At 61.1% G+C, this 14,249-nt stretch carries 15 protein-coding genes; 8 read left to right on the forward strand and 7 right to left on the reverse strand.

Features of this window, described 5'->3' with window-relative positions:
- Nucleotides 1-113 precede the first annotated feature (113 nt).
- On the forward strand, nt 114-575 hold the full coding sequence (locus tag V6R85_RS16490) for an Lrp/AsnC family transcriptional regulator (RefSeq protein WP_003508584.1): 462 nt from the start codon (nt 114-116) through the stop codon (nt 573-575).
- 17 nt (nt 576-592) lie between these two features.
- On the opposite strand, the gene V6R85_RS16495 is transcribed toward V6R85_RS16490, so the two are convergent.
- The 3 genes from V6R85_RS16495 to V6R85_RS16505 all read right to left on the reverse strand — a co-directional run bounded on the left by V6R85_RS16495 (nt 593) and on the right by V6R85_RS16505 (nt 3,464).
- Nucleotides 593-1,576 (reverse strand): aldose 1-epimerase, encoded by a 984-nt coding sequence (locus V6R85_RS16495; protein ID WP_112346914.1) that lies wholly within the window; start codon nt 1,574-1,576, stop codon nt 593-595.
- A gap of 149 nt (nt 1,577-1,725) precedes the next feature.
- The gene (locus V6R85_RS16500; protein ID WP_112346900.1) at nt 1,726-2,619 is read right to left on the reverse strand and encodes an NAD(P)-dependent oxidoreductase; all 894 of its coding nucleotides are present in this window, start codon (nt 2,617-2,619) and stop codon (nt 1,726-1,728) included.
- A gap of 89 nt (nt 2,620-2,708) precedes the next feature.
- Entirely contained in the window at nt 2,709-3,464 is a 756-nt protein-coding gene (locus V6R85_RS16505; protein ID WP_107677826.1) for an SDR family oxidoreductase, read from the reverse strand.
- A gap of 219 nt (nt 3,465-3,683) precedes the next feature.
- On the opposite strand from V6R85_RS16505, the gene V6R85_RS16510 reads away from it, so the two are divergent.
- From V6R85_RS16510 to cydX, 7 genes are all read left to right on the forward strand, one after another.
- Entirely contained in the window at nt 3,684-4,715 is a 1,032-nt protein-coding gene (locus tag V6R85_RS16510; RefSeq protein WP_003508592.1) for an L-idonate 5-dehydrogenase, read from the forward strand.
- A gap of 380 nt (nt 4,716-5,095) precedes the next feature.
- A complete protein-coding gene (locus tag V6R85_RS16515; RefSeq protein WP_003508593.1) occupies nt 5,096-5,674 on the forward strand; it encodes a GbsR/MarR family transcriptional regulator in 579 nt (192 codons plus the stop codon).
- Between the two features lie 17 nt (nt 5,675-5,691).
- Nucleotides 5,692-7,479 (forward strand): thiol reductant ABC exporter subunit CydD, encoded by a 1,788-nt coding sequence (cydD, locus tag V6R85_RS16520; protein WP_112357031.1) that lies wholly within the window; start codon nt 5,692-5,694, stop codon nt 7,477-7,479.
- Nucleotides 7,476-9,167, forward strand: coding sequence for a thiol reductant ABC exporter subunit CydC (gene cydC / locus V6R85_RS16525; protein ID WP_112346903.1), 1,692 nt, complete (start codon nt 7,476-7,478; stop codon nt 9,165-9,167). The genes cydD and cydC overlap by 4 nt, the downstream gene beginning before the upstream one ends.
- A 67-nt stretch (nt 9,168-9,234) precedes the next feature.
- A complete protein-coding gene (locus tag V6R85_RS16530) occupies nt 9,235-10,812 on the forward strand; it encodes a cytochrome ubiquinol oxidase subunit I (protein ID WP_111820660.1) in 1,578 nt (525 codons plus the stop codon).
- 6 nt (nt 10,813-10,818) lie between these two features.
- Complete coding sequence (cydB, locus tag V6R85_RS16535; protein ID WP_060723432.1) at nt 10,819-11,976, forward strand: cytochrome d ubiquinol oxidase subunit II; 1,158 nt, start codon at nt 10,819-10,821, stop codon at nt 11,974-11,976.
- Nucleotides 11,977-11,998: 22 nt separating this feature from the next.
- Nucleotides 11,999-12,121, forward strand: a complete 123-nt coding sequence (gene cydX / locus V6R85_RS16540; RefSeq protein ID WP_107677753.1) for a cytochrome bd-I oxidase subunit CydX — start codon at nt 11,999-12,001, stop codon at nt 12,119-12,121.
- A 233-nt stretch (nt 12,122-12,354) separates the two neighbouring features.
- Here the strand turns inward: cydX and V6R85_RS16545 are convergent, their stop codons facing one another.
- The 4 genes from V6R85_RS16545 to nadC all read right to left on the reverse strand — a co-directional run bounded on the left by V6R85_RS16545 (nt 12,355) and on the right by nadC (nt 14,248).
- Nucleotides 12,355-12,543, reverse strand: coding sequence for a hypothetical protein (locus V6R85_RS16545; RefSeq protein WP_080864605.1), 189 nt, complete (start codon nt 12,541-12,543; stop codon nt 12,355-12,357).
- 22 nt (nt 12,544-12,565) lie between these two features.
- Entirely contained in the window at nt 12,566-12,982 is a 417-nt protein-coding gene (locus tag V6R85_RS16550; protein WP_080867088.1) for a DUF3597 domain-containing protein, read from the reverse strand.
- Between the two features lie 12 nt (nt 12,983-12,994).
- The gene (locus V6R85_RS16555) at nt 12,995-13,246 is read right to left on the reverse strand and encodes a GlsB/YeaQ/YmgE family stress response membrane protein (RefSeq protein WP_003508605.1); all 252 of its coding nucleotides are present in this window, start codon (nt 13,244-13,246) and stop codon (nt 12,995-12,997) included.
- A gap of 144 nt (nt 13,247-13,390) precedes the next feature.
- On the reverse strand, nt 13,391-14,248 hold the full coding sequence (gene nadC / locus V6R85_RS16560; RefSeq protein ID WP_112278391.1) for a carboxylating nicotinate-nucleotide diphosphorylase: 858 nt from the start codon (nt 14,246-14,248) through the stop codon (nt 13,391-13,393).
- Between the last annotated feature and the right edge of the window lies 1 nt (nt 14,249).

Below are 14,249 nucleotides of genomic sequence, written 5' to 3' on the forward strand. Positions count from 1 at the left end.
AACGGCATGCGTTTTTTGGAGGATTGCGCGGCAAGTATGCAAATGTAACGCGCCATATTAGATAATATCGCAAATTTCTTGCGCTGTTGCGTTAACCGGTGCATTCTTAACGGATGATTGACGACCGTGACCGCCGAATCCTTGCGATTCTCCAGGAAAATGCCGAGACCCCACTCGCGGATATCGCAGAGGAGGTTTCCCTGTCGCTATCGGCCTGTTCGCGCCGCATCACGCGGCTGCGAACGGAAGGTTATGTGACGGGCACGATGGCGCTGCTGGACCGACGGAAGATCAACCTGCCGACCACGGTTTTTCTGCTGGTGAGAACGGGCCTGCATGCGGAGGACTGGCTGGACCGGTTCCATGCCGCCGTCAGCACCATACCTGAGATTGTCGAGGTTCACCGGCTGACCGGCAATTTCGACTATATTCTGAAGCTGGTGCTGCCGAATGTCGAATATTACGACACGGTCTATAAACAGATCCTGCGCCGCGTGCAGCTTTACGACATGTCCGCCTATATCTCCATGGAGACGGTTAAGCTGTCGTCTTCGCTGCCGACGACGCATATCTGAGGGCTTATCGAGCCTTATCAGCGCGCCGCCTTGAAACGGACGCCAAAGCGGAAGCCTCGAGTCTCGCCGGGTTGCAGGGTAATCGCATCCGCGAGTTCCTGGTGGTTGAAGGCGTTGGTTGGTGTTTCCACGGGTTCAAGCGCGATGGAGTGCCGCCTGTCGCGGGCGAGCGTATCGCCGGTGAAGACATGCATGTGCCCACGCTCCTGCCATACCGTCAGGCTCGAACCATCGTGCCGGTTTTCGAGCCTCGTCTCGTAAAGCCCGTTTTCGGATGCGACCAGATCGGTGAAGCAGACATCGAGTACATGGCCGGCCAGCGGCGCATAGAGAAAGCGGGTGTCGTCCCGTTTGACTATCCCGCCCTGTGGGTCGCGAAGGGGGATCAGGTCCTCGTCTGTTTCAATCGCCGTTCGCGAGGGCAGCGTGAGAAGAAGGTCGTCGATAGACGTCGTGCCGGGCAGGCGGAAATAGGGATGCCAGCCGGCGGCGAAAGGCAGGGGCCGGTCGTCGCGATTGATGCCGCGTATGTCGATGGTGACCTCATGGCCGGCGAAGCGATATTCCACCTCGATGGCGAGACGGTAGGGATAACCCTTGAAATCCGCAGGCAATATTTCAGTGCGGAAGATAAGGATGCGAGCGCCGTTTTCCTCAAGAGATTGCGCGAGGGCGAAGGGCAGGGCTCTGGCAAATCCGTGGAAGACGAGAGTTTCATGGGCAAGCACCGGTTCAATGCGGTGCGCCTGCCCGCCAAAACTGAATTGGCCATCCGGAATGCGATTGGTGAAGGGTGCGAGAATGCCGTTTCTCACGCCGTTCTGCGATTGCAGTTCGGCAGGCGTCGAATATCCGTCGACAAGATCTTCGCCTTCTCCGCCATCGGCAGAGATCGGCCGCCAGCTCAGAAGCGTCGCGCCCTCAAAAGCGATTTCGGCAATGAAACCGTCTCCGGAAACGGTCAGACCGGCAATCCCCGTGCCTGTCGTGGAGGTAGTCATCGGGAAATTGTCCTTTGCATGCATGCGTCTGCGATGATCGGGGCAATTGCCATGCCGATTCGCCCGATCATCTTCGCTGAAGGACAATTTCGCAATGGCCCGTGGGGGCTGTATCAACAGGCTCCTGCCATTTCATGCCCATCGGGCAATCAGTCCGGAAAGGTGCGTTTCGCGCCGCTGAAAAACTCCATCAGTGCGGCCTGATCCTCTCCACCCAGCCCTGCCGCCGTCAGCATGCGGTGCACTTCGGCGCAAAGTGCCGTCAGTGGCATGGCCGTGTTGGTGCGCCGGGCGAGATCCTGCGCGCCGTTGAGGTCTTTCACCATATTGTCGATACGGCCGGTGCGGCGGTAATCCTTTGCCACGTAACGCGGCATATATTCCTGCAGGATGGCGCTATCGGCGCGGCCGCCCTTCAGCGCCTGCGGGATTTTGGTGGCATTGACGCCGGCATCCAGCGCAAGCTGTGTTGCTTCCGCCACCGCAAGGAAATTCAGCCCGCAGAGAACCTGATTGATGAGTTTCGTCGTCTGTCCCGCGCCGCAGGGTCCCATGTGGGTATAGTTGCTGGCCACATGCCGCAGCACGCGATGCGCATCGGCGACATCCTTTTCGCTGCCGCCGGCCATCAGCGTCAACTGGCCGACAAGCGCCTTGGGCGCACCGCCCGAAAGCGGGCTGTCCACCCAGCGCAGGCCCTTTTCCGCAGCATCGGCCGCCAGCTCCTTGGTCGCTTCCGGATCGATGGAGGACATGTCGATAATGAGTGTGCCGGGCTTTGCCCCCGCCGCCACGCCATCCTTGCCGAAGACGGCGATGCGAACGATTTTCGGGGAATTGAGGCTGAGGATCACCACATCGGAAACTGAAGCCGCTTCCGCCGCCGTGCCGGCGCTCTGCGCGCCGAGGCTCGTCAACGCCGCCACCTTTTCCGCATCCAGATCGAAAACCGTCAGCTGATTGCCGGTCTCGATGAGCCGTGTGCCGATCGCGCCGCCCATGGCGCCGGCGCCGATCAGCGCGACTTTGTTCTTCTCGGTCATGGTGTTCACGGCCTCCTCCCAAAGTGTCGTGGTGTCATCGGTTCAAAACCGGATGGCGGCCGCAGCCGGCCATCCGGTTTTGGTGTTTGTTAAAGCGAAGCGGTGATGCCGCCATCGACGTAAAGAATATGCCCGTTCACGAAGGACGAGGCATCGGATGACAGGAAGATGCAGGCGCCGACGAGCTCTTCGACCTTGCCCCAGCGACCGGCCGGCGTGCGCTTTTCAAGCCATGCCGAAAAGGTGGGATCGGCAACCAGAGCCGCATTGAGCGGCGTATCGAAATAGCCGGGCGCGATGGCGTTGCATTGCAGGCCGTATTTGGCCCAGTCCGTCGCCATGCCTTTCGTCAGATTGCCGACGGCGCCCTTGGTGGCGGTGTAGGGCGCGATGCCGGGGCGGGCAAGGGCGGTCTGAACGCTGGCGATGTTGATGATCTTGCCACGGCCACGGCTGATCATATGGCGCGCCGCGGCCTGTCCGGCGTGGAACACCGAGGCGATGTTGGTCTGCAGCAGGCGCTCGAAGGCATCCGCCGGAAAATCCTCAAGCGGCGTGCGGTGCTGCATGCCGGCATTGTTGACGAGAATATCGATGGGGCCGACCTCCGCTTCGAAACGGTCGATGGCCTCGCGCACCGCGCCATGATCGGTAGCGTCGAAGGCAAGTGTTTTCGCACCCTTGATGCCAGCGGCGGCGGCCTTCAGCTTCGCTTCATCGCGCCCGTTCAGCACCACTTCCGCTCCGGCTTCCGCCAGCCCCTGCGCCAGCGCGAAGCCGATGCCCTGGGACGAACCCGTGATCAGGGCGCGGCGGCCGGAAAGATCGAACAAATTAAGGCCCACTGTTTCCTCCAGTCTCTCGACATTGCATTCATACCGGTTTATGTTATCGATAACATTCATCCCTTTCAGACGTGGATGTCAAGGCTTAAACGCCCGGTTTCGGTACGGATCGGGCGGGCGGGGAGGCTGCACGGCGTGCAAATGCACGGCAGGCGGCGGTGACAGGGATGCGGATTATTTGTCGTGCTGCTCAGGCGCGATGTCGAACGGGAGATATTTATGAGAGCGATTGTTGCCCATGGGGCCAAGGATGTGCGCATCGAGGAACGGCCCGAGGAAGCGCCGGGAGCGGGAGAAGTACGGCTTCGTCTGGTCCGGGGCGGAATTTGCGGCAGCGATCTGCATTATTACAATCACGGAGGCTTCGGCGCGGTGCGGCTTCGTGAGCCGATGGTGCTGGGCCATGAGGTCTCGGCCGTCATCGAAGAACTGGGCGAGGGCGTCGAAGGGCTGAAGGTCGGCGGTCTGGTGGCCGTTTCGCCGTCCCGCCCCTGCAGAACCTGCCGCTTCTGCCAGGAAGGCCTGCACAACCAGTGCCTCAACATGCGCTTTTATGGCAGCGCCATGCCTTTCCCGCATATTCAGGGTGCGTTCCGTGAGGTTCTGGTGGCGGACGCCCTGCAATGCGTGCCGGCGGATGGCCTGAGCGCCGGCGAGGCCGCCATGGCCGAGCCGCTCGCGGTGACGCTGCATGCCACCCGCCGCGCCGGTGATTTGCTGGGAAAACGTGTGCTTGTCACGGGTTGTGGCCCGATCGGAATCCTCTCCATTCTGGCCGCGCGCCGTGCCGGCGCGGCTGAAATCGTCGCCACCGATCTTTCCGATTTCACGCTCGCCAAGGCGCGTGAGGCGGGTGCGGACCGTGTTATCAACAGCAAGGATGAGCCCGACGCGCTTGCCGCCTATGGGGCAAACAAGGGAACTTTCGATGTTCTCTATGAATGCTCGGGTGCCGCCGTGGCGCTTGCCGGTGGTATTACGGCGCTTCGTCCGCGCGGCATCATCGTCCAGCTCGGTCTTGGTGGCGATATGAACCTGCCGATGATGGCGATCACCGCCAAGGAACTGGATCTGCGCGGCTCTTTCCGCTTCCATGAGGAATTCGCCACCGGTGTGGAATTGATGCGCAAGGGCCTGATCGACGTCAAGCCGTTCATCACCCAGACCGTCGATCTCGACGACGCCATCTCGGCCTTCGAATTCGCCTCCGACCGCAGTCGCGCCATGAAGGTGCAGATCGCTTTTTCGTAAGCGCTTTTGCCGCACGGGGAATGTGCGGACGTTTCGATCGGCGGCGGATCTTTCCGCCGCCGATTTTTTAGGGGTGGATTTTTGCCTGCGGCGGCCTGCAGCTATGTTATCGATATCATAAACTGCTTTGGAGTGCGTTATTCCAGCTCAAGGCCGGAATGACGGAGAGAGGGTGACGAACCCGAGCAAACGCCCAGCCTGTCATAAAGCCCCAACACGACTGCCGCATATTTTGCCCTGGCTGCACCCACGAGCATCTTCACCGATGTCGTCTCTGCCCATTTGCACATTTTGACGCAGGTCAAAAAGGTGATTTGCCGCCTGTCTTTTTTTGCGTTATCGAAATTTCAGAAATTACTGAAAATTCAGGAAACAAAGAAATGCCAACCAATCTCTCCCCGCTCGTTCAGTCCTTTGTGCTGCATTTCGGTGAGATGGGCAGCCGCTGGGGCATTAACCGCACCGTTGGCCAAGTCTATGCTTTGCTTTACATTTCGCCGCAGCCGTTGTGTGCGGACGATATTGTGGAGGCGCTTGGCATTTCCCGTTCCAACGTGTCGATGAGCCTGAAGGAGCTGCAGGCGTGGAACCTTGCAATTCTCAAGCATTTTCCCGGCGACCGGCGCGATTTTTTCACGACGCCTGATGATGTCTGGCAAATTCTCCGCACCCTTGCCGAAGAGCGCAAGAAGCGCGAGATCGATCCGACGCTCAGCGTGCTGCGTGAAATTCTGATGGAGACGCCGGAAAACGAAGATGAGCGGCATGCGCAAAAGCGCATCGACGAGATGAAGACGCTGATCGAGCAGCTCACCGGCTGGTATGACGATGTGAAGCGGCTGGAGACGGAAAGGCTGGCGTCGCTTCTCGCGCTCGGTTCGAAGGTCACGAAGCTGCTGGAGGCCAAGGACAAGATCGTCTCCCTCGCCAGACCCCGTGGCGCGAAGAAGGACGGGTGAGGAGAGCGGCCGTGAGCATGTCAGTGGAAATCCGCCAGGGGGCCGACGGTGACGGCGCAGTCTGTCCCGCGCCGGCTGCAGTCTCGCCCGATGCGATGGGTCGGCGTAACGCCAACCGCAGAACCTCTCGCGACAGAGCCGATGGGCGGGCGAAAATGACACGCGCGCCGGTGGTGGGGAGATCCCTTGCCCTGCTGCATGTGCTGGCGGCTTTACTGTGGCTGCCGCAGGCGGGTTTGCTTGCCTTTTCCGTCGGAAGAATTGCCGATGGCGCGCCGATGATGGCGATCGTGCCGGCCGCCGCTGCGGTTCTCATCCTCGGCCTCGTCAAGGCGTGGCTGGAAAAGATGGCGGCGCGGCTGTCGTTTCGTGCCGCCCGCGCGGTGCTGTCGCAACGGCGGCTGGAAGCGCTGCAGGCTGTGGCGAAGGTTTCCCCGCTCGATCTGTCGCGCACCGCCTCGGGTGAGGCGGCGGGCGTCGTGGCTGAGGCGGCGGAAGCGCTGGTGCCCTATCTTTCCCGTTTCCAGCCGGCGCGGATGAAGGCCACCATCATTCCCCTGGTTTTCGTGCTGGCGATCTTGCCATTTACCTGGATCGCGGCGCTGGTGCTGTTGCTCGCCATGCCAACCATCCCTCTTTTCATGGCGCTCATCGGCTGGCAGGCGAAGGCCGCCAGTGAAAAGCAGCTTGCCGAGACGGGCAATATGAATGCCTTCCTGCTTGATCGCCTGCGCGGGCTGGAAACGATCCGCACGCTCGAAGCCGTCGATCTGACGGCGGAGCGTCTCAGCGCCGATGCGCAGAACCTCAAGAAGCGGACGATGGCGGTGCTCAGGATCGCCTTTCTCTCCTCGGCGGTGCTGGAGCTTTTCGCAGCGCTCGGCGTTGCCATGACCGCCGTCTATATCGGTTTTCATCTGCTCGGTTTTCTGGATTTCGGCGCCTGGGGCCACAAGCTGACGCTAGCCGAAGGCCTCTTCATCCTGCTTCTGGCGCCGGCGTTTTTCGAACCGCTGCGGGAACTCTCCGCCGTCTGGCACGACCGCGCGGCCGGCGAAGCGGCGCTTGATGCGCTCGGCAAACTGACGGCGGGCGGTGCGACCATCGCGGGAGAGGGTGCGGATGTGGCGTCTGTCCCATCCCCGACGCCCGGCCTCTTGGAGATCGACAATCTTTCCTTTGCTTATCCGAACGCCCGGTCTGTCATCCAAAATCTCAACCTGACGGTTCAACAGGGTGAGCGAGTTGCGATTCTCGGGCCTTCCGGTTGTGGCAAATCCACTGTACTCTCCTTGATTGCCGGGTTGGCCGAGGCTGGAGAGGGTTCGATCAGGATCGGCGGCGTAAAGCTCGACAATGCGACGGCCGATGGGCTGCGCAGGACGATCGGCTGGGTCAGCCAGAAGCCGTTCTTTTTTGCCGGTTCGCTGAAGGCGAATATTCGTTTCGGTCGTTCCGGTGTCAGTGATGGCATGGTGGAAGAGACGCTGCGCCGCACCGGGCTCGATGAACTGACGCATGCGCGCCGGCATCTGCAGATCGGCGATGGCGGATATGGAATCTCGGGCGGGGAGGCGGTGCGGCTTGCCATTGCGCGTGCTTTCGCAGACCCCGCAACGCAGCTTGTTCTGGCCGATGAGCCGACAGCCCATCTTGACCGGGAAACGGCTGCTCTCGTCACGGATAACCTGCTGCAACTGGCAAATGGCAGGACATTGATCGTCGCGACCCATGATCCGGTGCTTGCGGCGCGCATGGACAGGATCGTGGATATGACGGCGATCCATTCGAGGGGGCAGCCATGATCGCGCGTTTTGCGATATTGAGACCCGTTATCGCCCTGTTCTGGTCGGCGCGGCGCGGCATGCTGCTGGCGGGCGCGGTTCTGGCGGTAACGACGGTGCTGGCGGGCATTGGCCTTCTCGGCGTTTCCGGTTGGTTCATCACCGCAACGGCGATTGCCGGTCTTCTGCCCGCAACGGCCTATGCTTTCGATGTCTTTGCCCCTTCGGCCGCCATTCGTCTTCTGGCGCTGGCGCGCACCGCCGCCCGCTATGGCGAGCGCATGACCACCCATGAAGCCACGCTTTCCGTGCTTGCAGCCCTTCGGGAAAAACTGTTTCGCGGTTTTGCCGCGCCGCAGGCCGCGAAATCCCTGGAGGCAAGGCCTGCCCGCCTGCTGAACCGGTTGACGGCGGATATAGACGCGCTTGATTCGCTTTATCTGCGCGTGCTGGTTCCCGCCGCCGTGGCGATCCTCGCCGCGATTGCAACAGGCTTCGGGCTTGCTTTTCTCCATCCGATGGCCGGCATTCTGGCGGCAGCTTTCCTGATCGTGGCGGGGCTTGGAATTTCGGCGCGCTCCGCCCTGCGCGCGGAAACATTCTCGCGCCGCCGGGCAATCGGGCTTGAAGCGCTTCGGGCCAGCACGGCCGACCTCGTGAGCGGACAGACGGAGCTCTTGACCACCGGCCGCCTTTTCGCGCAGGTCGCGGCGGTGAAACGGGCGGATGATTACCTCTCTGCCTGCGACGATAACCTGAACCGTATCGAGACCAATGCCGGTTTTTCCTTCGGAGTTGCAGCGGCCGTTCTTTTGAGCGCAGCCCTTCTCGGCATGGCCTGGCTTGCGGAACAGGGGGCGGTGAGCGCGCCTGCTGCGGCGCTCGGGCTGCTCGTCTGTTTTGCTGCGCTGGAGCCTTTCACGGCGCTGCGTCGTGGGGCGATGGAACTTGGGCGTACGCTATTCTCCGCACGGCGCATCGCGCCGCGTCTCTCGGCAACGGTTGAGGGTCGCTGTCCCGTCTTGCCGGTCAGCGGGATGGCGGCAAAACTCGAAGATGTGCGTCTGGAGCGGGAGGGGAACGACAATCCGGTCCTGACGAATATCAACCTTGCAATCGCTGCCGGGGAGAGGGTTGCGATCGTCGGCCCGAGCGGCGCGGGCAAGACGAGCCTCATCCAGCTTCTGGCGGGTGAATTGCGGCCGGCTGCGGGCACGGTTAGCGCGCTGCCGTCCACTCTTATGACGCAACGCAGCCAGCTTTTTCGCGACAGCATCGCCGACAATCTGCGGCTGGCGAAACCCGCCGCAACCGCGGATGAATTGTGGGATGCGCTGACGGCGGCAGGCCTTGCCGAACATGTCAAATCCCTGGCCGCCGGGCTGGAGACAAGGCTTGGCGAGGCGGGCCAGGGGCTTTCCGGCGGCCAGTCGCGCCGGCTGGCGCTCGCCCGTTTCCTGCTCGCCGACCGGCCGCTCTGGCTTCTCGACGAGGTGACGGAGGGGCTCGACGGTGAGACTGCCCGCGACGTCCTCACCCGGCTGTTTGCCAGGGCGCAGGGAAAGACTGTCGTGATGATCACCCATAATCGCCGCGAGGCGGAATTTGCCGAGCGCATCATCGTGCTGAAAGAGGGGCGTCAATTTGATGAATGTCAAAGCGGCGCCCCGGAATACGGCGTAGTGCTGAATACACTGCGCCCGGACTGAGATTTTTTGAGAGCCGGCGTCGTCTTTGAAATGGAAGGCCGGCCTTCCGGAAAAGGTGGGTAAGACTATGGAACTCGACATAGTGGCGCTGTCGCGCCTGCAATTTGCAGTGACGGCCTTGTATCACTTTCTGTTCGTTCCCCTGACGATCGGACTGTCGGTGGTGATCGCCATCATGGAAACGGTCTATGTCATGACCGGCCGCACGATCTGGCGGCAGATGACGAAATTCTGGGGCACGTTGTTCGGCATCAACTTCGTGCTTGGCGTTTCCACCGGCATCGTCATGGAATTCCAGTTCGGCATGAACTGGAGCTACTACAGCCACTATGTCGGCGATATTTTCGGTGCGCCGCTGGCGATCGAGGGCATGATGGCCTTCTTCCTGGAAGCCACCTTCGTCGGGCTGTTCTTTTTCGGCTGGGATAAATTGTCGAAACTCGGCCATCTCGTCGCGACATGGTGCGTGGCGCTCGGCTCGAATTTTTCGGCGCTATGGATATTGATCGCCAATGGCTGGATGCAGAACCCCACGGGCTCTGCCTTCAATCCCCAGACCATGCGCATGGAAGTGACGGACTTCTTCGAGGTCCTGTTCAACCCGGTGGCGCAGGCGAAGTTCGTTCACACGGTTTCCGCCGGTTACGTGACGGCCTCCATCTTCGTGCTCGGCGTTTCGGCCTGGTATGTGCTGAAAGGCCGCCATGTCGATTTGGCCAAGCGTTCGATGACGGTCGCCGCTTCCTTCGGTCTCGCATCGGCGCTGTCGGTCGTCGTGCTGGGTGACGAAAGCGGTTATCTCTCGACCGAACACCAGAAGATGAAGCTCGCCTCCATCGAGGCCATGTGGGAAACCGAGCCGGCCCCGGCACCCTTCACGGTCATCGGTTTTCCCGATCAGGAAGCGCGCGAGACGCATTTCGCGGTGAAGATCCCGTGGGTGATGGGTCTTATCGGCACCCGCTCGCTCGATACGCAAATTCCGGGCATCAACGATCTGGTGGAGCAAGCCAAGACCCGCATCCGCGACGGCATCAAGGCCTATGACGCGCTGATGCAGATACGCGCCACCGGTAAAGGCGCGCAACTGCCCGAAGAGGTGCGCGGCACCTTTGCGGAACTCGGCCACGAGCTTGGTTATGCCCTGCTGCTGAAACGATATGTCGATGATCCGCGCCAGGCGAGCGAAGAGCAGATTGCGAAAGCTGCGGCGGATACCATTCCGCATGTGCCGACGCTGTTCTGGGCGTTCCGCATCATGGTCGGCCTTGGCATGTTCTTCATCCTTCTGACGGCGACGTTCTTTTATCTTTCGGCCCGCCGCCGGCTGGATCACTATCCGTTGCTGCTGAAAGTGGCGGTCTTCGCCATTCCGCTGCCGTGGATCGCGGCGGAAATGGGCTGGGTCGTGGCCGAATTCGGCCGCCAGCCATGGATCATCGAGGGTGTGCTGCCCACTGCCGCTGCCGTCTCCAGCCTCAGCGCCTCGACGGTTCTGATTACGCTTCTGTGCTTCATCGCCATCTACACGGTGCTGTTCATCGTCGAGATGGGGCTGATGCTGAAGGCGATCCGCAAGGGGCCTGATCCGGACCATGAGCCGGAAGCGCCGCTCGTTCCTGAAAAACTCGTCGCTGCGGAGTAAACGATCATGATATTGCACCAACTCATCGACTACGAAATCCTCCGCGTCATCTGGTGGCTGCTGCTCGGCGTGGTGCTGATCGGTTTCGCCGTTACCGGCGGTTTCGATCTCGGCACCGGCGCGCTGCTGCCCTTCGTGGCGAAAACGGATATCGAGCGGCGTGTCGTCATCAATTCCATCGGCCCGGTCTGGGAAGGCAATCAGGTCTGGCTCATCCTTGGCGGCGGCGCGATCTTCGCCGCCTGGCCGCCGCTTTATGCGGTGTCGTTTTCAGGTTTTTACCTGGCGATGTTCGCCACCCTGTTTGCGCTGATCCTGCGGCCGGTCGGTTTCAAATATCGCTCCAAGCGTGAAAGCACCGCATGGCGCACCGGCTGGGACTGGGCGCTCTTTATCGGCGGCTTCGTTCCCGCGCTGATCTTCGGCGTGGCGATCGGCAATGTGCTGCAGGGCGTTCCCTTCCACCTCAATGACGACCTCAGGATTTTCTACGACGGCACGACGCTGTTCGAACTTCTGAACCCCTACGCCATCCTCTGCGGCCTCGTATCCGTCGCCATGCTCATCATGCATGGTGCGGCATGGCTGGTGCTGAAGACGGATGGTCCGGTGGCGGCCCGCGCCCGCGCTTTTGGCAGCATCGCGGCCCTTGCCACGTCAGTTCTGTTTGCGCTCGGCGGCGTCTTTCTGTGGCTCGGTATCGATGGATATCGCTTCACCTCTGACATCGTGACCGACGGTCCGTCCAATCCGCTGTCGAAGACGGTCGAGGTCGCAAGCGGCGTCTGGTTTTCCAACTATGCGGCGCATCCATGGATGATGCTGGCGCCGGCGCTCGGTCTTGTCTTCCCGCTCGTGGCCTTCATCTTGTTCAGGGCCCGCAAGGAGGTGCTGGCGCTGCTTTCCAGCTCGCTCGCCATTTTCGGCATCATCTCAACGGTAGGGCTAGCGATGTTTCCCTTCATCCTGCCGTCCTCGGTTGATCCGAAATCGAGCCTGACGGTATGGGATGCATCGTCCAGCCATATGACGCTGTTCATCATGCTGGTCGTCGCCCTCATCTTCATCCCGATCATCGTCGCCTATACATCATGGGTCTATCGCGTGCTGTGGGGCAAGGTGGACGAAAAGGCGATCCGCGACGACAGCGGTCACGCTTATTGATCAAGAAAGAAGGAGATCGAACATGTGGTATTTCGCCTGGCTGCTCGGCCTGCCTCTCGCCGCCATCTTCGCCGTCATGAACGCGATGTGGTATGAGCTGATGGAAGAAAACGCGAAAAAGGTCGAAGCGAAGCTGGATAAATAAAGCTTTGGCGAAAACCTCTCCTCCGTCATGCCGGACTAGATCCGGCATCCAGCCACGGCGCGTCTGCGCCGTGAGAAGAGTCTTTTTGCGATCAAGGACTTGATCGCGCTAGACCCCGGATCTGGTCCGGGGTGACGGAATGCGGATGATGCAACTCTGCCAAATATACAAGGGCGGCATCCGGTTAGGATGCCGCCCTTTTGTTACAACCGCCGTGCCTGCGATGCGCGGCTTCAGTGGATCGCGATGCCGCGCTTGTCCGCTTCTTCCTTGATGATGTCTTCGACGATGGCTCTGTTGAGATTTGGATTTCCCAGAAGATAGTCGTCGGCGATCTCGAAGATCGACTTCGGATGCTCGGTCCTGTGCAGGGTGTCGAGGTCCTGGCCGATCTGCTCTCGAAGGCTGGAATAGTCGTCCATCGCGGCTCTCCCGTTTATCGGTTCAATCCAGAAGGTCGGCCGGAACCTTGCCACCGTTCTCGGACAGTTTCTTGATGACGGCCTTGTGCAGCCAGATGTTCATGGTCGCCGAATCCGAGGTGTCGCCGGTATAACCGAGCTCGCCGGCGAGTTCCTTTCTGGCCGTCAGGCTGCTGTCGAGGTCGAGAGCCTTGAGAAGATCGACGATGGAGCGTTTCCAGTCGAGCTTCTGGCCGTTCTTCTTGACAGCCGCATCCAGAATCGAAGCGACGTCCACATTGCCGGCGGGTGCCGGAGCCGCCGCTGTCGGAGCGGGCGCGGCCGGGCTTGCTGTGGTCGGGCTGGCGGTGGTCGACGGTGTTCCGGCCGGAGCCGAAGTCTGCGGCGCGGCCTCGGCCTTGCCGAAAATAGCGTTCTTGATCTTGTCGAAAAAGCTCATGGTGTCCTCCCCTTAGCGGCGAAATGCCCGCCCGATGGCGATGAGAATGCAGGCGCCGATGAAACCGGCGATGAGATAACCAATCCAGCCTCCGAGCGAAATGCCCACGAGCCCCAGAAGGAAATTGGCGACGATGGCGCCGATAATGCCGAGAATAATGTTCATGAAAACACCCATATTGCTTTTCATGAACTGTTCCGCGAGCCATCCGGCTACGCCACCGATGATGATTGCTGCAATCCAGCCAACTTGTGCGTCTTCCATAACAGGCCTTTCCTTTCTAAAGAGGTCAGAAGGCACTGGACCCGCATTTTTTGCGCACGTCCCCCCGCCTTGAATTGACCCCAGGCGGGATACTAACGATGACGCGGAACTTTTGTTCCGTGCGGCGTGCACGCTATCGCAAACTCAACCCTGGTTCTCAAAATCCAGCCCGATATCGAGAACCGGTGCGCTATGGGTCAGCCAGCCGACAGAAATGAGGTCGATGCCGGTTGTGGCGATGGCCGCGGCCGTTTGCGGATTGATGCGGCCGGACGCTTCGGTCATGGCGCGACCGGCGACGATCCCTACGGCCTCGCGAAGCTGTTCGGGTGTCATATTGTCGAGGAGAACCGCATCGACGCCCTCGTCCATGACGTCACGCAGCTGCGCAAGCGTATCGACTTCCACCTCGATCTTGACCAGATGCCCCACGCCCTGCCGGGCGCGGCGGATGGCGTCGCGCACGCTGCCGGCCACGGCGATATGGTTGTCCTTGATGAGAACAGCGTCATAGAGCGCAAAACGATGGTTCATGCCGCCGCCGGCGCGCACGGCATATTTTTCCAGTGCTCTCAGCCCCGGCGTCGTCTTGCGGGTGCAGGCGACCGAGGCTTTGCTGCCGGCAATGGCGGCAACGATTTTTGCGGTGACGGAGGCGATGCCCGACAGGTGGCCAAGGAAATTCAGCGCCGTGCGCTCCGCCGTCAGAAGGCCGCGCGAGGGGCCTTCGATCGTCGCGATGATATCGCCGGGGGCCACGCTTGCCCCATCCTGCACATGCCGTTTCATCACGATGGCCGGGTCTACCAGCTGGAAAGCAAGGTCCGCCGCATCGAGACCGGCAATAACGCCCGGTTCGCGCGCAGCCATGACGACGACCGAGCGATGATCGGCGGGAATGACGGCGGCGGAGGTGATATCGCCCGCCAGCCCGAGGTCTTCCAGGAGGGCGTTGCGCACGAGCGGTTCGATGATGAGGCGTGGCAGGGGAGAAAGGATCATG

The sequence above is a fragment of the Agrobacterium sp. CCNWLW32 genome, from assembly GCF_037083425.1.
Lineage (GTDB): Bacteria > Pseudomonadota > Alphaproteobacteria > Rhizobiales > Rhizobiaceae > Agrobacterium > Agrobacterium radiobacter.